This window comes from Pseudomonas sp. CCI1.1, from assembly GCF_034348165.1.
GTDB classification, from domain to species: Bacteria; Pseudomonadota; Gammaproteobacteria; order Pseudomonadales; family Pseudomonadaceae; genus Aquipseudomonas; species Aquipseudomonas paracarnis.
Window position 1 is genome coordinate 6,326,177 of sequence record NZ_CP133780.1, and the last position, 20,976, is coordinate 6,347,152.

At 61.2% G+C, this 20,976-nt stretch carries 20 protein-coding genes; 9 read left to right on the plus strand and 11 right to left on the minus strand.

The genetic code is table 11. The features are described from left to right. Nucleotides 1-3: 3 nt before the first annotated feature. A complete protein-coding gene (locus RHM69_RS28700) occupies nucleotides 4-501 on the minus strand; it encodes a DUF6231 family protein (RefSeq protein ID WP_014717260.1) in 498 nt (165 codons plus the stop codon). Between the two features lie 179 nt (nucleotides 502-680). On the opposite strand from RHM69_RS28700, the gene RHM69_RS28705 reads away from it, so the two are divergent. Beyond that, on the plus strand, nucleotides 681-1,439 hold the full coding sequence (locus RHM69_RS28705; protein WP_019817848.1) for a collagen-like protein: 759 nt from the start codon (nucleotides 681-683) through the stop codon (nucleotides 1,437-1,439). A 103-nt stretch (nucleotides 1,440-1,542) separates the two neighbouring features. Here the strand turns inward: RHM69_RS28705 and RHM69_RS28710 are convergent, their stop codons facing one another. Then, a complete protein-coding gene (locus tag RHM69_RS28710; RefSeq protein WP_014717262.1) occupies nucleotides 1,543-2,007 on the minus strand; it encodes a CopD family protein in 465 nt (154 codons plus the stop codon). A 99-nt stretch (nucleotides 2,008-2,106) separates the two neighbouring features. On the opposite strand from RHM69_RS28710, the gene dinG reads away from it, so the two are divergent. The 6 genes from dinG to RHM69_RS28740 all read left to right on the plus strand — a co-directional run bounded on the left by dinG (nucleotide 2,107) and on the right by RHM69_RS28740 (nucleotide 10,566). Continuing rightward, nucleotides 2,107-4,251 carry an ATP-dependent DNA helicase DinG gene (gene dinG, locus RHM69_RS28715; protein WP_130175126.1) on the plus strand — a complete coding sequence of 715 codons (2,145 nt, stop codon included), beginning with the start codon at nucleotides 2,107-2,109 and terminating at the stop codon, nucleotides 4,249-4,251. Between the two features lie 88 nt (nucleotides 4,252-4,339). Further along, nucleotides 4,340-6,637, plus strand: a complete 2,298-nt coding sequence (locus RHM69_RS28720) for a beta-galactosidase (protein ID WP_058410203.1) — start codon at nucleotides 4,340-4,342, stop codon at nucleotides 6,635-6,637. A gap of 82 nt (nucleotides 6,638-6,719) precedes the next feature. Further along, complete coding sequence (locus RHM69_RS28725) at nucleotides 6,720-7,865, plus strand: EstA family serine hydrolase (RefSeq protein ID WP_014717265.1); 1,146 nt, start codon at nucleotides 6,720-6,722, stop codon at nucleotides 7,863-7,865. A gap of 144 nt (nucleotides 7,866-8,009) precedes the next feature. Further along, nucleotides 8,010-9,161 carry an OmpA family protein gene (locus RHM69_RS28730; protein ID WP_191948950.1) on the plus strand — a complete coding sequence of 384 codons (1,152 nt, stop codon included), beginning with the start codon at nucleotides 8,010-8,012 and terminating at the stop codon, nucleotides 9,159-9,161. Nucleotides 9,162-9,188: 27 nt separating this feature from the next. Next, nucleotides 9,189-9,836 (plus strand): pyridoxamine 5'-phosphate oxidase, encoded by a 648-nt coding sequence (gene pdxH, locus RHM69_RS28735; protein WP_200599208.1) that lies wholly within the window; start codon nucleotides 9,189-9,191, stop codon nucleotides 9,834-9,836. Nucleotides 9,837-10,101: 265 nt separating this feature from the next. Continuing rightward, nucleotides 10,102-10,566, plus strand: coding sequence for a glycine zipper 2TM domain-containing protein (locus RHM69_RS28740; RefSeq protein ID WP_003189251.1), 465 nt, complete (start codon nucleotides 10,102-10,104; stop codon nucleotides 10,564-10,566). A gap of 101 nt (nucleotides 10,567-10,667) precedes the next feature. Here the strand turns inward: RHM69_RS28740 and nhaA are convergent, their stop codons facing one another. Continuing rightward, nucleotides 10,668-11,852: a Na+/H+ antiporter NhaA gene (gene nhaA / locus RHM69_RS28745; protein ID WP_019817842.1), complete on the minus strand. Its 1,185-nt coding sequence runs from the start codon at nucleotides 11,850-11,852 to the stop codon at nucleotides 10,668-10,670. A gap of 216 nt (nucleotides 11,853-12,068) precedes the next feature. Here nhaA and RHM69_RS28750 point away from each other — a divergent pair, with 216 nt between their 5' ends. Continuing rightward, nucleotides 12,069-13,163, plus strand: a complete 1,095-nt coding sequence (locus RHM69_RS28750; protein WP_014717269.1) for a PLP-dependent cysteine synthase family protein — start codon at nucleotides 12,069-12,071, stop codon at nucleotides 13,161-13,163. A gap of 265 nt (nucleotides 13,164-13,428) precedes the next feature. Here the strand turns inward: RHM69_RS28750 and RHM69_RS28755 are convergent, their stop codons facing one another. The 3 genes from RHM69_RS28755 to RHM69_RS28765 all read right to left on the minus strand — a co-directional run bounded on the left by RHM69_RS28755 (nucleotide 13,429) and on the right by RHM69_RS28765 (nucleotide 16,513). Beyond that, complete coding sequence (locus tag RHM69_RS28755; protein WP_200599209.1) at nucleotides 13,429-15,042, minus strand: NAD(P)/FAD-dependent oxidoreductase; 1,614 nt, start codon at nucleotides 15,040-15,042, stop codon at nucleotides 13,429-13,431. Between the two features lie 106 nt (nucleotides 15,043-15,148). Beyond that, nucleotides 15,149-15,820: a COG3650 family protein gene (locus RHM69_RS28760; protein WP_200599239.1), complete on the minus strand. Its 672-nt coding sequence runs from the start codon at nucleotides 15,818-15,820 to the stop codon at nucleotides 15,149-15,151. Nucleotides 15,821-15,913: 93 nt separating this feature from the next. Further along, nucleotides 15,914-16,513 (minus strand): short chain dehydrogenase, encoded by a 600-nt coding sequence (locus tag RHM69_RS28765; RefSeq protein WP_014717272.1) that lies wholly within the window; start codon nucleotides 16,511-16,513, stop codon nucleotides 15,914-15,916. A gap of 145 nt (nucleotides 16,514-16,658) precedes the next feature. Between RHM69_RS28765 and RHM69_RS28770 the strand changes: the two genes are divergently transcribed. Beyond that, nucleotides 16,659-17,573 (plus strand): LysR family transcriptional regulator, encoded by a 915-nt coding sequence (locus RHM69_RS28770; RefSeq protein WP_019817839.1) that lies wholly within the window; start codon nucleotides 16,659-16,661, stop codon nucleotides 17,571-17,573. On the opposite strand, the gene RHM69_RS28775 is transcribed toward RHM69_RS28770, so the two are convergent. From RHM69_RS28775 to RHM69_RS28795, 5 genes are all read right to left on the minus strand, one after another. Next, the gene (locus RHM69_RS28775; protein WP_014717274.1) at nucleotides 17,564-18,049 is read right to left on the minus strand and encodes a DoxX family protein; all 486 of its coding nucleotides are present in this window, start codon (nucleotides 18,047-18,049) and stop codon (nucleotides 17,564-17,566) included. The genes RHM69_RS28770 and RHM69_RS28775 overlap by 10 nt on opposite strands. Next, on the minus strand, nucleotides 18,046-18,822 hold the full coding sequence (locus RHM69_RS28780; RefSeq protein WP_020300984.1) for a DNA-binding domain-containing protein: 777 nt from the start codon (nucleotides 18,820-18,822) through the stop codon (nucleotides 18,046-18,048). Before RHM69_RS28780 ends, RHM69_RS28775 begins: the two co-directional genes overlap by 4 nt. Further along, nucleotides 18,819-19,697 carry a DUF692 domain-containing protein gene (locus RHM69_RS28785; RefSeq protein WP_014717276.1) on the minus strand — a complete coding sequence of 293 codons (879 nt, stop codon included), beginning with the start codon at nucleotides 19,695-19,697 and terminating at the stop codon, nucleotides 18,819-18,821. Before RHM69_RS28785 ends, RHM69_RS28780 begins: the two co-directional genes overlap by 4 nt. 22 nt (nucleotides 19,698-19,719) lie before the next feature. Continuing rightward, nucleotides 19,720-20,016, minus strand: a complete 297-nt coding sequence (locus tag RHM69_RS28790; protein WP_014717277.1) for a DUF2282 domain-containing protein — start codon at nucleotides 20,014-20,016, stop codon at nucleotides 19,720-19,722. A 258-nt stretch (nucleotides 20,017-20,274) separates the two neighbouring features. Beyond that, nucleotides 20,275-20,976 (minus strand): ABC transporter ATP-binding protein, encoded by a 702-nt coding sequence (locus RHM69_RS28795; protein WP_003193540.1) that lies wholly within the window; start codon nucleotides 20,974-20,976, stop codon nucleotides 20,275-20,277.

Consider the following 20,976-nt stretch of genomic DNA (forward strand, 5'->3'; position numbering starts at 1 on the left):
GGGTTACCACCAATACTTTCCGAAGTTTTCCGGGTTGGCCCAGAAGCGGGCGTTGAGCCAGTCCGGCACCTGTTTATAGTCAAGCAGATCATAGGTAAACAGCGTGAGTACCTGATCATCGCGTTGGAAGCGTTCACCGGCTTGCAGGGCCAGGGAGAAAAAGTCGGTGTCCTTCCAGTCGCAGGCACTCAGGTCGACCAGCACCGCAATGCGGCTGGCGTTGAGGTTACGAATGCCACCGAGCAAGGTCAGGCCTTGGGGTTTGGGCAGGTGCTCCAGGCAGTCGACCACCAGCGCGAGGTCAAAACGCTGCACCGCGAGGTCTTCCGACAACGGCCCTGGCGCGGCATAGAACACCTCGGTGTCCGGGTGCGCAGCTTTGAAGGCATCCAGCGCCGGAAATTGGCTGGCGCCCACTAACAACAGGCGTTTTGGCCTGTGAAGGTCCAGCAGGGCCGCCAAGGCGTGTTGGGGCGTACGGGCAGAAATTCCAGCGGTCATTGCAGATCCTCGCATCAAGACCGTAGAGACTAGCGCGGCTAGGCGCGTGGGCCTAGAGCGCGACGGTCGATACCCACCGAGGCAGAACTGAAGTTTTTTGATCCTTCACTGGCAAATCGCCGGTAGAAGTCGTTACTGTGCGCTCAAAGAAAAATTTGAAAACACTCAGGAGCCCCATGATGCGTAAGGTTTTTCTGCTGGCCCTGTTGGTCAGCCCCGTTGCCCTGGCCCAGAGCGTCAGTGTCGAAACCAATTCCTTGATGCGCCTGCCCAGCAGCACCAGCGTGTTGCAGCTTGAACGCCTGGACGTAGCGGACTACGGCACCTTGCTGATTCCGGCCACTATCAGCCAGGTCACGGTGGATGAGCTGCACTTGGGGCGCGACGCACGCATCACCATTGTGCCCGGCAATACCGCCTTGCAAATGCAAGTGCGCGAGGCGCAGTTGGAGCACGGTAGCCAGATCACCTCACGGGGCGCCCCCGGCACCCACGAAAAACCCGCCAAAGCTGGGCGTGACCTGACCTTGCGCATTAACTCGCTGACTGCCCAAGCGCTGTCGGTGGATGCCCGTGGCGGCGCTGGCGCCCAAGGATATGCGGGCCTGGACGGTGCCAACGGCGTGGACCCGGGTTGCACCTGGGGCTCAGCCGGGCGCGGCTTTAATGGCGATAACGGCGGCGATGGCCGGCCAGGGGCGGCGGGCGCCCAGGTACGCCTGGAGTTGCCGCAGGCGTTCCCGGCTGAACAGATCAAGGTCTGGGTCGATGGCGGGCCGGGCGGCCTGGCTGGGGTGGCGGGTAAACCCGGCAAGGGCGGGCAATCCAAGGGCTGCCTGGTGTACCGCGCGGACGGCGGCGAAAAGGGCCGGCCAGGGTTGGAAGGGCAACCGGGGCCGGCTGGGCCTGCGGGGTCTGTGACTATCCAGCGGCTCTGAGTCGCCTGGCCTGACGCTATTGCGGGCAAGCCCGGCTCCCACATTTGGAATGCATTCCAGTGTGGGAGCCGGGCTTGCCCGCGATAGCGGTGTAAGGCTCGCCTCAGAACATCGGCCGAGCCGAAGCCACCGCCACCACCACCAACCCCACGATCAAATTAATCCCCACCAACCTGCGAATCTGCCCCAGCGCAGCCGCGCCCGCCGGCCAATTCTCAGCCGCCACCGCGGCCTTCAGCTCCGGGAACTTCAACGCCTGGATGCGGATAAACAACGCCGTCATCACCAGATACAACCCCATCATTACCTGCACATAACGCGGCGCGGTCTCAAAACCACTGAAACGCAGTTGCAGCAAACCAATGCCGCTGATCGGCAAAAGCACCACCGCCACCCATACCCATACAAAAAAACGTTGAAACACATTTGCCCATAGCTTGAGCCGGGCAGGGCCCTCAAGCGCCGCCATGGCGGCGGGGCGCAGGATCATCCAGGCGAAAAACATGCCGCCGACCCAGATCAATGCGGCCAGTACATGCAGGGTATAAGCGAGGCTAAACGCGGTCATTGTGGTACTCCGTTCTGCGCGGGATTAATTAGCGGGGTATGATAGCGGCCGATCCGAACCACTGAAAATTTATCCAGCGTTTTTTGCGCCCGACTATCCATGATCAGCACTGAACTCAAAACCACGATCCAGGGCGCCTATTCGCGTTTTCTCGAAGCCAAGAGCTTGAAACCGCGCTACGGCCAACGCCTGATGATCGCCGAAGTGGCAAAAGTCCTCGGGGATATCGACACCGACGACGAAGGCCGCCGCGAGGGTGAGCCTGCGGTAGTGGCCGTCGAGGCCGGTACCGGTACCGGCAAGACCGTGGCCTACAGCCTGGCTGCGATCCCTACGGCCAAGGCTGCTGGCAAGCGCCTGGTGATCGCCACCGCTACCGTCGCGCTGCAAGAGCAGATCGTCTACAAAGACTTGCCCGACCTGATGCGCAACAGCGGCTTGAGCTTTACCTTCGCCCTGGCCAAGGGCCGTGGCCGCTACATGTGCCTGTCCAAGCTCGACGTATTGCTGCAGGAAGGCCACGCCCAAACCGCCACCGCCTCCTTGTTCGAAGAAGAAGGCTTCAAGATCGAGGTGGATGAGGCCAGCCAGAAGCTGTTTACCAGCATGATCGAGAAGCTGGCCGGCAACAAATGGGACGGCGACCGCGACAGCTGGCCCACTGCCCTAGAAGACTCCGACTGGGCGCGCCTGACCACCGACCATAGCCAATGCACCAACCGCCATTGCCCCAACTTCGGCCAGTGCGCGTTCTACAAGGCGCGCGAAGGCATGGGCAAAGTGGACGTCATCGTCACCAACCACGACATGGTATTGGCTGACCTCGCCCTGGGCGGCGGTGCGGTACTGCCCGACCCCCGCGACACCCTCTATGTGTTCGACGAAGGCCACCACCTGCCAGACAAGGCCATTGGCCATTTCGCCCACTACACCCGTTTGCGTTCCACGGCCGACTGGCTGGAAACCACTGCCAAGAATCTCACCAAGTTGCTGGCCCAGCACCCGTTACCCGGCGACCTGGGCAAGTTGATCGAGCAAGTGCCGGAGCTGGCGCGCGAGATCAAGACCCAGCAGCAATTCATGTTCAGCGCCTGCGAGCAGGTGGCGGACTTCAAGCCCGGTGAAGACGTCGAAGGCCGAGAGCGCCCGCGCCACCGTTTTGTCGGCGGGATGATTCCCGAGCACATGCGCGAAATGGGCATCGAGCTGAAGAAAGGCTTTTCACGCCTGACCGACCTGTTCACCCGCCTGACGGATTTGCTCAAGGAAGGCATGGATGGCGAGGTCAATATCGGCATCGCCAGCAACCAGGCCGAAGAGTGGTATCCCTTGTTCGGCAGTTTGCTGTCTCGTTCCCAAGGCAATTGGGAGCTGTGGACCGCCTTTACCGTCGAAGACCCGGAAGACAACCCGCCCATGGCCCGCTGGCTGACGTTGTCGGAAAGCGGTGCGCTGTTCGATATCGAGGTCAACGCCAGTCCGATCCTCGCCGCTGAAATGCTGCGCCGCAACCTGTGGAACGTCGCCTACGGCTGCCTGGTAACCTCGGCCACGCTGACGGCCCTGGGCACCTTTGACCGCTTCCGCATGCGCGCCGGCCTGCCGAAAAAAGCCGTCACCGCCGTGGTGCCCAGCCCGTTTCATCACGCTGACGCCGGCGTGCTGCGGGTGCCAGACCTCAAGGCCGACCCACGGGACGCGGCGGCGCACACGACGGCGATCATTCGCGATTTGCCGTCTCTGGTGGAAGGCTCCCGCGGCACCCTGGTGCTGTTCTCGTCGCGCAAACAGATGCAGGACGTGTTCGACGGCCTCGACCGCGACTGGCGCAAGCAAGTGTTTATCCAGGGCAATCTGTCCAAGCAGGAAACCCTGAACAAGCACAAGGCGCGGGTCGACGGTGGGGATTCCAGCGTGTTGTTTGGCCTGGCCAGCTTTGCCGAAGGCGTGGACTTGCCCGGTGCCTACTGCGAACACGTGGTGATAGCCAAGATCCCATTCTCGGTGCCGGATGACCCGGTCGAGGCCGCACTGGCCGAATGGATCGAAGCCCGGGGCGGCAACCCGTTCATGGAAATTTCGGTGCCGGATGCTTCACTGAAGCTGGTGCAGGCCTGCGGGCGTCTGCTGCGTACCGAAGAAGACCGCGGCACCATCACCTTGCTCGACCGTCGCCTGGTTACCCAGCGCTATGGCAAGGCGATCCTCAATGCCTTGCCGCCGTTCAGGCGCGAAATTTCTTAAGCCACCGTGGGCGGATTCGCCCACTCTGTGGTCTATCTCATCACTATCATCAGGCCAGTCATCGGCCGTTTGGGAGAACCTTGTTCGTATGATCCGCACGCTGCCCGCTCTTTTTGCCCTGCTGTTCGCTGCGCCTTTGATGGCGGCGCCCGAGGGGCAACAAACGCTGTTCAACTTCGTCCGGCCTGCCGATGTGGTCAAGGTGGCGACCCAGGACGCCAGCCTGCCGCAATACAACGCCGAACAAACCCCCGAAGGCGAGGTGCTGCGCCGCATCACCTTCAACCCAGCGGCCGAGCCGAGCCTGGTGCTCAGCCCGCAGACGGGGACGTGGGATTGGTCGCAATCGAGCGCCATGAGCCTGCGTATCCAGAGCGCAATGAACTGGGCGCTGACCCTTTACGTCAAGGTGCAGAGCGCCGACGGCAAGACGCTCGTCAGCCGCATCGACCTGCCGGCCGGCCCGGCCCAGACGTTGCTCGTCCCGCTGCAAGCCAACGCTCCCCTGAGCCAGGGCATGAAGGCCGGCCCGCCGATGCCGATGACGGTGGATGGCCAACGGGTATTGCTGGCCGCCAGCGCCGGCGAAATCGACCGCAGCCAGGTGGTCTCGGTGACCCTGTCGATGCTCAAGCCCAATGCCGCCCAAAGTATCCTGCTGGAGCGCTTTGGCGTGCAGGACAGCGAGCCAGTATTGAAGGCTGCCTACACTGAACTAGTGGATGCCTATGGCCAATCCAACCGCGCGCGCTGGCCGGAGAAGGTCAGCAACGACGAGCAACTCAAGGCATCGGCCGCCAAGGAACAACAGCAGCTCAAGACCTGGCTGGCCGAGCGGGACAAGTCCTCCCTGGATCAATACGGTGGCTGGAAGAAGGGCCCGGCCTTCGACGCCAGCGGCTTTTTCCGCACCCAGAAGCGCGACGGCCGCTGGTACCTGGTGACGCCGGACGGGCATCCGTTCTACTCCCTGGGTGTGAACACCGTGGCGCCGGACAACAGCCAGACCTACGTGGCGGGGCGCGAGTGGATGTTCGCGGCGCTGCCCAAGGCCGGCGAACCCTTTGACAAGTACTACGGCAGCGACGACAGCCGCACCGGCAACGGCGCCGGCGAAGGTCGCGGCTTTGGCTCGGGGCGTTGGTACGATTTCTACGGCGCCAACCTGCAACGCACTTACGGCGGTGACGCGTTGGACCAGCCACGCTGGGTGACCCATACCCTCGATCGCCTGCAAGCCTGGGGCTTCAACACCGTCGGCAACTGGAGCGATCCGGACCTGGCTACTGCCGACCGCGTGCCGTACACCTTGCCGCTGTCGATTGTCGGTGACTATGCCAGCATCAGCACCGGCACCGACTGGTGGGGCGGCATGCCCGATCCGTTCGACCCGCGCTTTGCCATGGCCACCGAGCGCGCAGTGGCTATTGCCGCACGCGATCACCGTGACGATCCTTGGCTGATCGGTTTCTTTGCCGACAACGAACTGGCCTGGGCCGGTCCTGGCGAGGATGCAAAATCTCGCTACGCCCTGGCGTACGGCACCCTGCGCATGACCACCGACGTGCCGGCCAAGCGCGCCTTCCTCAAGCAACTGCGCGATAAATATCGCAATGAAGAGGGCCTTTCCAAAGCCTGGGGTATTCAACTGGCTGGTTGGGAACTGATGGAAGACCCAGGCTTCGAGCCGCCGATGCCCAGCCCTGAACACCCGGAAATCGAAGCCGACTTCAAGTATTTCCAGAAGACCTTCGCCGATGCTTACTTCAAGACCATTTCCGACTCGCTGAAGTGGCACGCACCCAACCAGCTGTTGCTAGGCGGCCGTTTTGCGGTGAGCACGCCCGAGGCCGTCGCTTCGTGCGCGCAGTATTGCGACGTGCTGAGCTTCAACATGTACACCTTGAAACCCCAGGACGGTTATGACTTCGCCGCGCTGCGTGCGCTGGACAAACCGGTACTGATCACCGAATTCAACTTTGGCTCCGCCGACCGCGGCCCGTTCTGGGGCGGCGTGACGCAACTGGCCCGCGAAGAGGACCGCGGCGCGGCGTACTCTGCCTTCCTCAAGCAGGCGGTGGCCGAGCCGTCGATTGTCGGGGTGCACTGGTTCCAGTACCTGGACCAGCCGGTCACCGGGCGTCTGCTGGATGGTGAAAACGGCCATTTCGGCCTGGTCGGCATCACCGATGTACCCTTCCAGGGCTTTGTCGAGACGGTGCGCAAGAGCAACCTGGCCGCGCTCGACCAGTTGGGCCGTGAGGCGCAAAAAGCCAAGGCCACCCAAGCGACGCGTGAGAGTGACGCCGCCAAACCTGGGCGTGACGGCAAAGGCGCGGGGCAGGGCGCCGGGCACCCTGGCGGGCATGCTGGGAATGGGCATTGATTCATCGTTGACGGGTTCACAAAACCCACAATGGCTGAAAGAATGGCGACCAATTTTCATGGTGTTTTCCGAGGGGACTTAGGTGCAGATTCAGGGTCATTACGAGCTGCAGTTCGAAGCGGTGCGCGAAGCCTTCGCCGCCCTGTTCGATGATCCTCAGGAGCGTGGTGCCGGGCTGTGCATCCAGATCGGCGGGCAAACCGTCGTCGACCTGTGGGCCGGTACTGCCGACAAGGACGGTGCCGAGGCCTGGCACAGCGATACCATCGTCAACCTGTTCTCCTGCACCAAGACCTTCACGGCAGTGACTGCCCTGCAACTGGTGGCCGAAGGCAAGCTCAAGCTCGATGCGCCGGTAGCCGAGTACTGGCCGGAGTTTGCCGCTGCTGGCAAGGACGCGATCACGCTGCGCCAGTTGCTCTGCCACCAGGCCGGGCTGCCCGCCATCCGCGAAATGCTGCCCACCGAGGCCCTGTACGATTGGCAATTGATGGTCGATACCCTGGCGGCGGAGGCCCCGTGGTGGACACCGGGCCAAGGCCATGGCTATGAAGCGATCACCTATGGCTGGCTGGTTGGCGAACTGTTGCGCCGCGCCGATGGGCGCGGGCCGGGGGAGTCGATCGTGGCGCGGGTGGCACGCCCCTTGGGGCTGGACTTCCATGTGGGCCTGGCGGATGAAGAGTTTTATCGCGTCGCCCATATCGCACGCAGCAAAGGCACTATCGGTGATGAAGCCGCGCAACGGTTACTTCAAGTAATGATGCGCGAGCCTGCGGCGATGACTACCCGTGCATTTGCCAACCCACCGTCTATTCTGACCAGCACTAATAAGCCCGAATGGCGACGCATGCAGCAGCCTGCGGCGAATGGCCACGGTAATGCGCGCAGCCTGGCCGGGTTTTATAGTGGTTTGTTGGACGGTAGTTTGCTGGAAAGCGACATGCTCGAACAATTGACCCGCGAGCACAGTATCGGGCTGGATAAAACCTTATTGACCCAAACCCGTTTCGGCCTGGGCTGCATGTTGGATCAACCGCAGTTGCCCAATGCCACGTTCGGCCTTGGGCCACGTGCATTCGGGCATCCCGGGGCAGGGGGATCAGTCGGGTTTGCCGACCCTGAACATGATGTAGCCTTCGGTTTCGTGACTAATACCCTGGGGCCTTACGTACTTATGGACCCGCGGGCCCAGAAGTTGGTCGGAATATTGGCCGGTTGTCTATAAACCCCTTGCTGTTTCACAATTTTTTGTTACAAAGGCAAGTATAAAAAAGATGCTGAACGACATGTTGTAACTTGAATGTTCTTTTAGCGTCTGTTTAACGGGTCCCGCGACCCCCCTGGTTTTTTCTCATTTTGTGGATATCTCATGTTATCGAACAAGTCTTTGGCACTGGCGCTGTGCCTCACTATTACGGGTTGTGCACAAACTCCACAAAATGATGCCGAAGGTGGGCATTGGTGGTCATTTGGATCTGACAAAGCTGCAACCAAGGATCCAGTGGCCCAGACCGACGCCAAGCCGGATGCCAAACCCGACGCCAAGCCGGCCGCTGGTGCCAAGCCTGTTGAACCTGTCACCGCTGCTGCCGCTACCCCGGCCGCCAAAGCCGACACCGGTTACAGCTGGTGGCCGTTTTCCACCAAGACCGCCGAAGAAAAAGCCGCCGACGCCAAGGCTGACCTGAAAGCCGACCTCAAGGCGGCAACGCCGGCCTCGGACGCAGCGCCTGTCGTCGCCAAGACCGATAGCGAGCCGCGCTGGTGGTGGCCGTTCGAAAGCAAGCCAAAGCCTTTGGCCAAGGTCGATGTGACCAACGTACAAATGCCTGACCCGAAAGTCACCCAAGCCTGGCTGGACGAATACGAACCACGCCTGCGTGCGGCCATCAAGGACAGCAACCTGCAACTGGAGCGCCGTGACAACACCCTGGTAGTGATTGCTCCGGTAGACGGTTCCTACAACCCGAAGCGCCCGGCCATGTTGCTGCCGGTGACCCTGGGCCCGTTCACGCGGGTGGCCAAGGCTGTTGAAGCTGACCCGAAGACCGCCGTACTGGTGCTGGGCCACGTTGATGCCACTGGCAGTGCTCCCGCCAGCCAGGCGTTGAGCAAGGAGCGTGCGCAGTCCATTGCCTCGATTTTCAGCCTGAGTGGTCTGAAACAGGATCGCTTGATGCTGCGTGGCATGGGCGACCTTATGCCGCGTGCCGCCAACGACAGCAATCAGGGGCGTGCGCTGAACCGTCGCATGGAAATCATGTTCACTCAGCGTACAACGATGTTGGCACTGCTGAGCAAGTACAACTCCGGCAAGACCCCGCCCGTAGCCGAAATGGTCGCGGTGCAGAATGTGCCTGCACCAGCACCGGCGGCAAAAGCGCCTGCCAAAAAGGCCACGGCCAAGAAAGCGGCGGCCAAGCCAGCGGCTAAAAAGGCTGCGGCCAAGCCGGCTGCCAAGAAGCCGGCTACTGCAAAAGCCAAGGCGGCACCCGCTTCGAACGACCAGGCGAAAAACTGAGCTGTTGAACCACGAGGATAAAGCCGCATGACCCAGGCACTGGCCGATATGCGCCGTGACTACACACGGGACGGTTTGAGCGAGGCCCAGGCCCCGGACGGGCCGTTTGCGTTGTTCCACCAATGGTTTGCTGATGCGGTGAAAACCGAACAGCCGCCAGTGGAGGCCAATGCCATGACGCTGGCGACGGTGGATCAGGACGGTCGCCCGCACTGCCGTATCCTGCTGCTCAAGGGCCTGGATGCACAGGGCTTTACCTTCTTCACCAACTATCAGAGCGCCAAGGGTGAACAACTCGCGGCGCGGCCGTTTGCGGCCATGACCTTCTTCTGGCCAACCCTGGAGCGCCAGGTACGCATTGAAGGGCGCGTGGTCAAGGTCACGCCTGAAGAATCGGATGCTTATTACCAGGTGCGCCCGTTGGGTAGCCGCTTGGGTGCTTGGGCCTCTCCGCAGAGCAAGGTCATTCGTGATCGCGAAGAGCTGCAGGCGTTGCTCAAGGCCACTGAAGAGCGTTTCAGCGATACCCAGCCCGATTGCCCCGAGCATTGGGGAGGGTACCGTTTACTGCCTGAGCGCATCGAGTTCTGGCAAGGCCGGGCCAGCCGCCTGCATGATCGCCTCAACTACCGTTTGCAAGACGGCCAATGGTCCCGCGAGCGCCTGGCGCCCTGAGCGTCACCTTTCGTCATCCCACCTGAATCAACACCGTTGCGTCGAAGTCTCTGTTCAAGAGACTTCGGACGCTTTCGGCTGTGCGGCTACACTGATCGAGCCGGTTATGGCATCGTTCCGTACCCTGGCTTGGTTACCGTTCGTCGAGTTCTCTGGTGCTGGCAGTCTGTACTCAGGCTGAATGAAAGCAAGTTTCTGCCTGGTGCGCCGTGACACGCGCCAAGCCACAGCGTTTAATGAATACCTGTCCTTTGGAGTTGATGCTATGCGTAAGTCCGTTTTACTAGTTGCCTGCTTTACCACCCTGTCGTTGCTGCTGGGTGGCTGCGCCTCGAGTCTGACCGGCGACTCGTACTCTCGTGATGAGGCGCGTCGTGTACAGACCGTTCGCATGGGCACCATCGAATCCCTGCGTCCGGTGAAAATCGAAGGCACCAAAACCCCAATCGGCGGCGCCGCGGGTGCAGTCATCGGCGGCGTTGGCGGCAGCGCCATCGGTGGCGGCCGAGGCAGCATCGTTACTGCTGTGATCGGCGCAGTTGCGGGCGGCCTGCTGGGCTCGGCCACTGAAGAAGGCCTGACCCGTACCCAGGGCGTGGAAATCACCGTGCGCGAAGACGACGGCAGCATGCGTGCTTACGTACAAGCCGTGCAGGAAAATGAAATCTTCCGCATTGGCGACCGCGTACGCATCATGACCGTAGACGGTACCAGCCGCGTTACTCGCTAAGCCTTAAGCTTCAGGCGAAGAAAAACCCCCAACCGGGTGACCGGTTGGGGGTTTTGTTTGTAGGAGCGAGCAAGCTCGCTCCTACAACTGACTGACTTCAATCATGCAACGACGGCTTTCTTGCGACTTGCCATCGCCGTCACCGCATACCCGATAAAGGCCGCCAGGATCGACCCGGTCAGAATCCCCATGCGATCTTCACCGGCAAACTCACTGGCGCCTGGCACAAACGCCAGGGAGCCGACAAACAGGCTCATGGTGAAGCCGATCCCGCACAGAATCGCCACGCCCATTACCTGACCCCAGTTGGCGCCGCTGGGCAGTGAGGCGATGCCGGTTTTGATCGCCAGCCAGGTGAGGCCGAACACACCGACGGTCTTGCCGATCAAGAGACCGGCGGCGATGCCCATGGGCACGGAGTGGGTGAAGCTCTCCAGGCTGACACCTGTCAGAGAGACCCCGGCATTGGCAAACGCGAACAGCGGCAGGATGGCGTAGGCCACCCACGGGTGCAGGGCGTGTTCCAGGCTCAGCAGCGGTGAGGTTTCGGCATTTTTGGTGCGCAGTGGAATGCAGAACGCCAGGGTTACACCCGCCAAGGTCGCATGCACACCGCTCTTGAGCACGCACACCCACAGGATCAGGCCGATGATCATATACGGCCCCAGTTTGATCACGCCCAGGCGGTTCATCGCAATCAGCGCAATCAAGCACGCCCCCGCGCCCGCTAGGGATGCCGTGGACAAGTCAGCGGAATAGAACAAGGCAATGACGATGATGGCGCCAAGGTCATCAATGATCGCCAGGGTCATCAGGAACAGTTTCAGTGACACCGGTACGCGCTTGCCCAGCAGGGCCAGCACGCCCAGAGCGAAGGCAATGTCGGTGGCCATGGGGATCGCCCAGCCAGCGAGGGCGGCCGGGTTGTCCTTGTTCAGCGCCCAGTAGATCAGCGCCGGCACCACCATGCCGCCGATGGCCGCTGCGCCAGGCAACACCACTTGCGAAGGCTTGGACAGGTGACCATCGAGCAGCTCACGCTTGACCTCCAGGCCGATCAACAGGAAGAACAGGGCCATCAAGCCATCGTTGATCCAAAGCAGCGCCGGCTTGGCGATTTTCAACGCGCCAACCTGAGCCACCACCGGCGTGTCGAGAAAGGCGTTGTACAGGTGCGACAACGGTGAGTTGTTGATAATCAGCGCCAAAGCGGCAGCGGCGATCAACAACAGACCACTGGCGGCTTCCAGCTGGAAGAAACGGGTGAAAGTGCTACGCAGAGGCAAGGGATGCTCTCCAATTCAGGTTCAATAGGTGGGTACCCTAACCCGTACCGTTAGTTGTTAAAACAAAAGTTATATTCTTATTTGTTATAAGGGATGGGCCGGGGCATCGGTGGGCTAAAGACTAGCAATTGTGTGTCCAATTGCGTCGTCACTGTATCTGTGTGAAGCGTGGGAAACATCCTAAGATCACCGCTGAAAACCTTTAGAGAACCCACCATGAGCGACCACCGTACCTGGGCCCGCGAAGCCATTCGTATCATTGAAGCGGACTTCCAGCGGAGCGCCGATACCCACCTGATCCCGCTGCCATTACCGGGTTTGCCAGGCATCGAGTTGTACTTCAAGGATGAGTCCAGCCACCCCACCGGCAGCCTGAAACACCGACTGGCGCGCTCGCTGTTCCTGTATGCGCTGTGCAATGGCTGGCTCAAGCCGGGCGCCCCCGTTATTGAAGCGTCCAGCGGCTCTACGGCGATCTCGGAAGCCTACTTCGCGCGCTTGCTCGGCTTGCCGTTTATTGCCGTCATGCCCGCGACCACGTCCCAAGAGAAGATCGCCCAGATTGCCTTCTACGGTGGCAAGAGCCATCTGGTCCAGGACCCGACGCAGATCTACGCCGAATCCGAACGCCTGGCCCAGGAAAGCGGGGGGCACTTCATGGACCAGTTCACCTACGCCGAGCGTGCCACCGACTGGCGGGCAAACAACAACATTGCCGAGTCGATCTTCCAGCAGATGCGCTTTGAGCAGCACCCGGAGCCGAGTTGGTTGATTTCCAGCCCTGGCACCGGCGGCACCACCGCGACCCTGGGCCGTTATGTGCGTTATCGCCAGCATTGCACCCGGGTGCTGTGTGCCGATGCCGAACGCTCGGTGTTTTTCGATTTCTACCAGAGTGGTGACGCCAGCCTGCGCCTGGACTGTGGCTCGCGGATTGAAGGGATTGGTCGCCCGCGGGTGGAGGCATCGTTTCTGCCCGCGGTGATTGACGCCATGGTCAAAGTGCCGGATGCAGTGTCCCTGGCGGCCATGCATTACCTGGCTGAGCGTTTGGGGCGACGGGTTGGTGGGTCCAGCGGGACCAACCTGATCGGTGCGCTGATGGCGGCGCAACAGATGAAAGCGGCGGGGGAGTCGGGGTCGATCGTTGCGATCTTGTGCGATGGCGGTGAGCGCTATGCCACGACCTATTACGATCAAGCGTGGCTGGCGGGGCAGGGCTATGAGCTGGAAGGGTTGATCGCGGCGGTTGCGGCGAGTGTCGAACGCGGTGAGGCGCTACCCGCTAACATCCTGCGCGCTAATATCTGACACCCCACTATCCAACTGTGTGCGGGCTTGCCCGCGAAAGCGGAGTGTCAGTCACTGAATTTTTAACTGCACCACCGCTATCGCAGGCAAGCCAGCTCCCACACTGGTCGTGTATTGCCCCCAGGATCAACGCCCGGCACAGATCCCCTGTGGGAGCGGGCTTGCCCGCGAAAGCGGCGTGTCAGTCACCGAGTCTTTAACTGCACCACCGCTTTCGCAGGCAATCCAGCTCTCACACGGGATTTATGCTGGCCGTCAGCGTGCTTCAGGCCTCGATGCCGAGCATATCCCGCGCCAACGCCTCGGCGATCCGAATCCCGTCGACACCCGCCGACAGAATCCCACCGGCATAGCCTGCGCCTTCACCGGCCGGGAACAAGCCTTTGACGTTCAGGCTCTGCATCGACTCGTTGCGGGTAATGCGCAGTGGGGACGAGGTGCGGGTCTCGATGCCGGTCAGCACCGCATCGTGCAGCGAGTAGCCTTTGATCTGTTTCTCGAACGCTGGCAAGGCTTCGCGGATGGCTTCGATGGCGAAGTCCGGCAAGGCCAGCGCCAGGTCACCCAACGACACGCCGGGTTTGTAGGACGGCTCCACGCTGCCCAGCGCCGTGGAGGGTTTGCCAGCGATGAAGTCGCCCACCAGTTGCGCGGGGGCCTCGTAGTTACTACCGCCGAGGATGTAGGCGTGGGACTCCAGGCGTTCCTGCAACTCGATACCGGCCAGCGGGCCGCCTGGGTAATCCACCTCGGGGGTAATGCCTACCACGATGCCGGAGTTGGCATTGCGCTCGTTACGCGAGTATTGGCTCATGCCGTTGGTCACGACTCGATGGGGTTCCGAGGTCGCAGCCACGACGGTGCCGCCCGGGCACATGCAGAAGCTGTAGACCGAACGGCCATTCTTGGCGTGGTGCACCAGTTTGTAGTCCGCTGCGCCCAGCTTGGGGTGGCCAGCGTATTTGCCCAAGCGTGCGGCGTCGATCAGCGACTGCGGGTGCTCGATACGGAAACCCACCGAGAATGGCTTGGCTTCCATGTACACGCCACGGTCGTGGAGCATGCGGAAGGTGTCACGGGCGCTGTGGCCCAGGGCAAGAATCACATGCTTGGAGAGGATCTGCTCGCCGCCGTCGATGACCACGCCGTTCAACTGGCCGTCTTCGATCAACACGTCGGTGACCCGTTGTTCGAAGCGCACTTCACCGCCCAGGGCGATGATCTGCTCGCGCATGTTTTCTACCACGCCGGTCAGGCGGAAGGTACCGATGTGCGGCTTGCTGACGTAGAGGATTTCTTCCGGCGCGCCGGCCTTGACGAACTCGTGCAGCACTTTGCGACCGTGGAATTTCGGGTCCTTGATCTGGCTGTACAGCTTGCCGTCAGAGAAGGTACCGGCGCCGCCTTCACCAAATTGCACGTTGGACTCTGGGTTGAGCACGCTTTTGCGCCACAGGCCCCAGGTGTCCTTGGTGCGTTGGCGCACTTCCTTGCCGCGCTCGAGGATGATCGGCTTGAAACCCATCTGTGCCAGCAGCAGGCCGGCGAAAATCCCGCAGGGACCAAAACCTACCACGATCGGCCGCTCAGCCAGGCCTTCCGGCGCCTGACCCACCACCTTGTACCTGACATCCGGTGCCGGGTTGACGTTGCGGTCGTCGGCAAACTTGAGCAGCAGCGCGGCTTCACCCTTCACGTTCAGGTCGACGGTGTAGATGAAGCACAGCTCGGAGGTCTTTTTACGCGCATCGTAGCTGCGCTTGAACAGGGTGAAATCGAGCAGGTCATCACTGGCGATGCCCAGGCGCTGCACGATGGCCGTGCGCAGGTCTTCTTCGGGATGGTCGATGGGCAGCTTGAGTTCGGTGATTCGTAACATGACAGGATCCGGTAGGCGGCGGGCAAGAAGGCCGGCTGTTTTGCAAACCGGCGATTATAAGCCCCAATGGCAAGTTTCCGTCAGGTTAAAACAGCACAGGGGCTAATCAGTCGTCCCGCGAGCCGCCGAACGCCGCGCAACCACGCTGCACCTGGCCGTTCACGCGCAGCTCGGCGCTCATGTGCTGCAGGCTGCCGCTCACACTGTCGACGCAGCGCTGGGGCGCCACCCATAGTTCGATGTGCTGGTTATTGGCTTCGGTCATCAGGTTGAAGCGGCCGTCGCCCAGTTGTTCCTCGACGTACGGCACTGCCAAAGGTGGCTGGCCTTCGCGCTCCAGCACCATGCCCTTGGCCGTGACGTTCATCGCCCAGGCGGGTTTATGGCCGTTGGCCCGCAGGATCATGCGCTTGAAATCCGGGTCAGAGCACGCTGAGGTCGAGCGTTCGACGCGATACAGCTGTTGCAGGTCCACTGAACCCTGGGTGCCGCTGGCGACCCCGGAAAACTTGCCACGCAGGTCGGCAAACAGTATGCCCTGCTGGCCAGCCAGCGAGGCGGCTTCCTGCAGGACGCTGGTGCCGCCGGTATCGTTGACCACGTAGCTACGCTGGTCGCCACAGGGCTGGAACAGCAGTTTGCCGTCCACCGCCGTCAACTCACCCTGCATACGGGTCAGCCCGACAGTCGATGGCTTGGCCGGCTCGCTTTCGAACAATTGGCAGGCGGCGAACACAGGAAGCAAGGCAAACAGGGCGAGGGTACGGGCGCGCATTATCGGGTCTCCAGGCAAGTGCCGCCACGTTACGCAGGCTGGCCGTGCATCACAAGCCCGCTTGCCAGCTTCAGGCGTTTCTTACGGATCTCACCCTCAACCTACGATAAAGGTCTGACCGGTTTGCAGGCCCTCGACGCTTTTGGCGTAAGCCAGTGCCACATCGGCGGCCGGGGCAGGTTTGTAGCCACGGAAATAGGGAGCATAGCTGCCCATGGCTTCCAGCAACACCGTCGGGCTGACCGAGTTGATGCGCAGGCCGCGTGGCAACTCAATGGCCGCCGCTTTGACGAAGGCGTCCAATGCACCGTTGACCAAGGCCGCCGAAGCACCGGTGCGGATCGGGTCACGGTTCAGAATGCCGCTGGTGAACGTGAACGAAGCACCGTCGTTGGCGTATTCACGGCCGATCAACAGCAGGTTGACCTGGCCCATCAGTTTGTCACGCAGGCCCAGTTCGAAATCGCTGTCGTTCATGTCTGCCAGGGGCACGAAGTTGACGCTGCCTGCCGCGCAGATCAGCGCGTCGAACTTGCCGGTCTGCTCGAACAGCTTACGGATCGAGTTGCTATCGCTGATATCCACCTGGAAGTCACCGCTGGTGCGGCCGATGCTGATCACTTCGTGGCGCTGGGCCAACTCTGCCTTGACTGCTGAACCGATGGTGCCGCTGGCACCAATCAATAGGATTTTCATCGTGCTGTTCCTCTGGGGCTGACTCCCTGCAGGAGCGAGCTTGCTCGCTCCTGCAGGGGTTGGGATTTGCATTCAGTCTAGTGTGGCTTTTTAGCTGGATAAACGCGCTAATAGGCAACCTTTGGTTTTCAAATGGAAACAGTCCATGAGCGAAATGGATGACTTGGCGGCGTTCGCCGTGCTGATCGAAGCCGGCAGTTTCACTGTGGCGGCCGCACAATTGGGCTGCAGCAAAGGGCAGTTGTCCAAGCGCATCAGCCAGTTGGAAGCGCAGTTTGCCGTGGTTTTGCTGCACCGCACTACGCGCAAGCTGAGCCTTACTGCTGCCGGCGCGGCGTTGCTGCCCCAGGCACAAGCATTGGTGGTGCAGGTGGAACGCGCGCGCCAGGCCTTGGCGCGGCTCAAAGATGATTTGGCCGGCCCTGTACGTATGACTGTCCCGGTGTCGTTGGGTGAAACCTTTTTCGATGGCTTGTTGCTGGAATTTTCCAAGCAATACCCGCAGGTGCAGATCGAGCTGGAGCTTAACAACAGCTACCGGGACCTGGCGCGCGATGGCTTTGACTTGGGCGTTCGCTCGGGCGCCCTCGAGAATGAACGCCTGGTAGCCAGGCCTTTACTGGCCTGGCATGAGATGACCTGCGCCAGCCCGGCCTATCTGGAACAGCATGGCGAGCCGCAGACCCCGGCGGACCTGGCGGCGCACAGCTGTTTGCTCAACAGTCATTACAGTGGTCGCGAGGAATGGTTGTACCACCAGCAACACGAATTGCTGCGGGTAAAGGTGAGCGGTACCTTCGCCTCCAACCACTACAACCTGCTGAAAAAAGCCGCCTTGGTCGGCGCCGGTATTGCTCGCCTGCCGTCCTACGTTTTACCCACGGAGCTGGCTGATGGCCGATTGCGCTGGCTGCTGCGCGACTATCAGACGCGCAGCATGCCGATGTACCTGGTGCATCCCTACCAGGGCGGCCTGCCACGGCGTACCCAAGTGTTGGCCGACTACCTGGTGGACTGGTTCAAGCGCAGCGGCGAGGCACTGGATCGACTTCAGCGATAACGACGGGCAATCAGGTGGTCGATGGACAGCCAACCTGGGCCTTTGGCAAGCAACAGCAATAACAGCGCAAGCCAGGTGCCATGAGTGGGATAGGCGTCGGGGTAGACGAACAGTTGGATGGTCAGGGTCATGCCGATCAAGGCCAGGGCCGAAAAGCGCGTGGCGAACCCCAGCAGGATCAATACCGGAAAAAAGTGCTCGGCAAAGGTTGCCAAGTGCGCGGCCACCTCGGGCGACAGCAGAGGCAATTGGTATTCGCTGCGAAATAAAAACAGGGTCGAGGCGGCAAGTTTGGGCTCACCCCATTGGAAGGTGCCGCTGATCAGGTCAATGGCAAAGCCTTCGACCTTGGTCTGGCCAGACTTCCAGAACACCGCCGCAATGGAGAAGCGCGCGATAAAGGCGATCAGGCTGTAGGGGATTTTTTCAAACAGTGCGACGGTTCGCTTTACCAGGCAAGGAGCGGGAATGTTCATGGCAATACCTCGGGTTGCAGATGCAAATGAGTGATGGCGTCGTGGCTGATCAACAGCGTGAGACATTGGTGCAAATCGAATTCGGTTGAGGCTTCCAGGGCATCAGCGATGGCCATTTCCAGCCCGGCGCCTTGGTTGAGGCGGTTGATAAAGGTCACAGACCCGCGGTCGATGGCGAACACCTTGACCGCTAAGCCTTGGCGCAAGACCAGCGCGCCTTGGGCATACCAAGGGTGCAAAGTGGCGATAGCCCCGTCGACCTGATGCGCCGCCCAGACCGATACCACCGCGTAGGAAGATTCCAGCGTGGCAAGTGACGGATGCAGTCGTACACGCAGTTGCCCCAGTTGCGCGCAGCCTTGCAGTTGCCGAAGTACGCTGTGCTGATCCAGAACCTGGCAATCCGCCGCGTGATAAGCGCGAACCCTCAAGCGTTCCAGCCGGGCGACATCGGCCAGGTAGGGCACGCTCGAGGCCGGTTCGAAACCTTGGATAAAGTCAGAGAACGTGCTGCCGTACTCACTGATCAACGGGCTGGTGGGCGGATGAGCCTGGGCATACAGGCCGGCCATGGCGCGGAAAAATTCATCGCCGACCAGTTGCCGCGCCACCGGGTAGGCGGCCGCCAAAGCATGGATCAACGCGCTATGGACATTGTTTCGATACACCGCAAAGCGGCTCGTCGGCTCAGCACCGTTGCTGCTGAACACGCCCTCGGGGCAGGTTGCTTGCGGGGCCAGTAAAGCCTCGGCGAATGTTTGCTGAATACTCATCTGTCCACCTGCGACAAATACCATTCGGCCTGCCGGGCCTCTGTTTGCAGCACGCTGAACGCGGGCACCTGGTTATCCCGCTCGATCAGCGTCGCCACCGCTCCGGTTCGCGCCAGTACCTGTGCGTACAGCTGCCACACGGCGTTATCGATCGGCGCGCCGTGGTCGTCGATTAGTAGGCGGTCGCCCAAGCTGTCGGTGTCTTCGGCAAAACCGGCCAGATGAATCTCACCCACCGCGTGCAATGGCAGGGCATCGATGTAGGCCAGCGGGTCGCGCTGGTGATTGATGCAGGACACGTAGACGTTGTTGACGTCGAGCAGCAGGCCGCAACCAGTCCGGCGGACGATCTCGCTGATAAAGTCGGTTTCGTCCAAAGTAGAGCGCTGGAACTGCAGATAAGTAGACGGGTTTTCCAGCAGCATCGGGCGCTTGAGCGTGCTCTGTACTTGGTCCACGTGTTCGCATACCCGCTCCAGGGTGCTGGCGTCGTAGGCCAGGGGCAGCAGGTCGTTGAGAAACACCGGGCCGTGGCTGGACCAGGCCAGGTGTTCGGAAAAAGACTGGGGTTGGTAGCGTTCGATCAGCGTGGCCAGGCGTGCCAGGTGCTCGCGGTCCAGAGGACCTTCGCCGCCAATAGACAGGCCGACGCCGTGCAGTGACAGGGGGTACTGCGCACGAATCAACCCCAGGTAGTGATGAAACGGGCCGCCGGCCACCATGTAGTTTTCGGCGTGTACTTCGAAAAAACCGATGTCGGGGCGGGTCTCGAGCACCTCGGTGAAGTGCTCGGTCTTGAGCCCCAGCCCGGCCCGATAGGGAAGGCCGGGCACCTGAGCCGGTGAGACCGCGTGTTGGGCTGTAGGCGTCATCATCAGTACTCAGGCTGCGCGGGGTTCAGGATTTGGCGGTGAAGGCCGCTTCCTGGCCAAAACCGGTCGGCGAGGTGGTGCTTGGGGTCTGGGTGCACGTGCCGGCGGGGACCAGCTTCCAGGCATTGGCCTGGTCTTTGGTTTTGGAGGTGCCAGCGCAGGAAGTGCCGGCGCCCGCGGCGCAGTCATTCTTGCCGGCTTCAGCCACGCCGAAGCATTTCTGCATGTCGTCGGCCGCGTGGGCGGTGGTGGTCAGGGCGGACAGGCTCAGGGCAGAACCAAGGGCCAGAACGAGGGTGGCAGCGGACAGTTTGGTGGTCATGGTGTGTCTCCAGCAGTGGTTGAATGCGCAGGCTTGATTGCCTGCATGCACCACTAGAGAAAGGGGGAGGGAATTCGTTACAAAGCCATCGAAAAAAACTGCAAAACAACACCTATTTAATGGCTTATACAAAGAAAATGTGGGAGTCGGGCTTGCCCGCGATGCAAACGCCTCGGTTCTTCAGATACACCGGGGTGATGCTATCGCAGGCAAGCCAGCTCCCACACAAGCCAGCTCCCATTTAGAACTTGCTCTTTCTTAGCCGCCGAGGTACGCCTCCCGCACCTTCGGATCCGTCAGCAATTGCTCGCCAGTGCCCTGCATCACCACCCGGCCATTCTCCAGCACATAGGCACGGTCAGCGATTTTCAGCGCCTGGTTGGCGTTCTGCTCCACCAAAAACACCGTCACACCGTCCTTGCGCAGTTGTTCGATGATGTCGAAGATCTGCTGGATGATGATCGGTGCCAGGCCCAGGGAAGGCTCGTCCAGCAACAACAGCTTGGGCTTGCTCATCAGCGCCCGGCCGATGGCGAGCATTTGCTGCTCGCCGCCGGACATGGTGCCGCCGCGCTGGCTGAAGCGTTCCTTGAGGCGGGGGAACAGGTGCAGCACCTTGTCCATCTGCTCCTGGTAATCGCCCTTGTCGGTAAAGAACCCACCCATGGCCAGGTTCTCTTCCACGGTCAGGCGCGAAAACACCCGACGGCCCTCCGGCACCACCGCAATGCTCTTGCGCATGATCTCGGCGGAGTGCTTGCCCACCAGTTCTTCACCCATGTAGCGGATGCTGCCACTGTAGGCTTGCGGCGAACCGCACAAGGTCATCAGCAAGGTCGATTTGCCAGCCCCGTTGGCGCCGATCAGGGTCACGATCTCACCCTGGCGTACTTCGACGTTGACGCTGTGCAGGGCCTGGATCTTGCCGTAGAAAGTGGAAACGTTTTCGAATTGCAGCAT

Excerpts from the sequence above, each read along its gene's own strand:
- RHM69_RS28700 (WP_014717260.1), bottom strand. The coding sequence starts at position 501 with ATGACCGCTGGAATTTCTGCCCGTACGCCCCAACACGCCTTGGCGGCC.
- RHM69_RS28705 (WP_019817848.1), top strand. The coding sequence starts at position 681 with ATGCGTAAGGTTTTTCTGCTGGCCCTGTTGGTCAGCCCCGTTGCCCTG.
- RHM69_RS28710 (WP_014717262.1), bottom strand. The coding sequence starts at position 2,007 with ATGACCGCGTTTAGCCTCGCTTATACCCTGCATGTACTGGCCGCATTG.
- dinG (WP_130175126.1), top strand. The coding sequence starts at position 2,107 with ATGATCAGCACTGAACTCAAAACCACGATCCAGGGCGCCTATTCGCGT.
- RHM69_RS28720 (WP_058410203.1), top strand. The coding sequence starts at position 4,340 with ATGATCCGCACGCTGCCCGCTCTTTTTGCCCTGCTGTTCGCTGCGCCT.
- RHM69_RS28730 (WP_191948950.1), top strand. The coding sequence starts at position 8,010 with ATGTTATCGAACAAGTCTTTGGCACTGGCGCTGTGCCTCACTATTACG.
- pdxH (WP_200599208.1), top strand. The coding sequence starts at position 9,189 with ATGACCCAGGCACTGGCCGATATGCGCCGTGACTACACACGGGACGGT.
- RHM69_RS28740 (WP_003189251.1), top strand. The coding sequence starts at position 10,102 with ATGCGTAAGTCCGTTTTACTAGTTGCCTGCTTTACCACCCTGTCGTTG.
- RHM69_RS28750 (WP_014717269.1), top strand. The coding sequence starts at position 12,069 with ATGAGCGACCACCGTACCTGGGCCCGCGAAGCCATTCGTATCATTGAA.
- RHM69_RS28755 (WP_200599209.1), bottom strand. The coding sequence starts at position 15,042 with ATGTTACGAATCACCGAACTCAAGCTGCCCATCGACCATCCCGAAGAA.
- RHM69_RS28765 (WP_014717272.1), bottom strand. The coding sequence starts at position 16,513 with ATGAAAATCCTATTGATTGGTGCCAGCGGCACCATCGGTTCAGCAGTC.
- RHM69_RS28770 (WP_019817839.1), top strand. The coding sequence starts at position 16,659 with ATGAGCGAAATGGATGACTTGGCGGCGTTCGCCGTGCTGATCGAAGCC.
- RHM69_RS28775 (WP_014717274.1), bottom strand. The coding sequence starts at position 18,049 with ATGAACATTCCCGCTCCTTGCCTGGTAAAGCGAACCGTCGCACTGTTT.
- RHM69_RS28780 (WP_020300984.1), bottom strand. The coding sequence starts at position 18,822 with ATGAGTATTCAGCAAACATTCGCCGAGGCTTTACTGGCCCCGCAAGCA.
- RHM69_RS28785 (WP_014717276.1), bottom strand. The coding sequence starts at position 19,697 with ATGATGACGCCTACAGCCCAACACGCGGTCTCACCGGCTCAGGTGCCC.
- RHM69_RS28790 (WP_014717277.1), bottom strand. The coding sequence starts at position 20,016 with ATGACCACCAAACTGTCCGCTGCCACCCTCGTTCTGGCCCTTGGTTCT.
- RHM69_RS28795 (WP_003193540.1), bottom strand. The coding sequence starts at position 20,976 with ATGCTGCAATTCGAAAACGTTTCCACTTTCTACGGCAAGATCCAGGCC.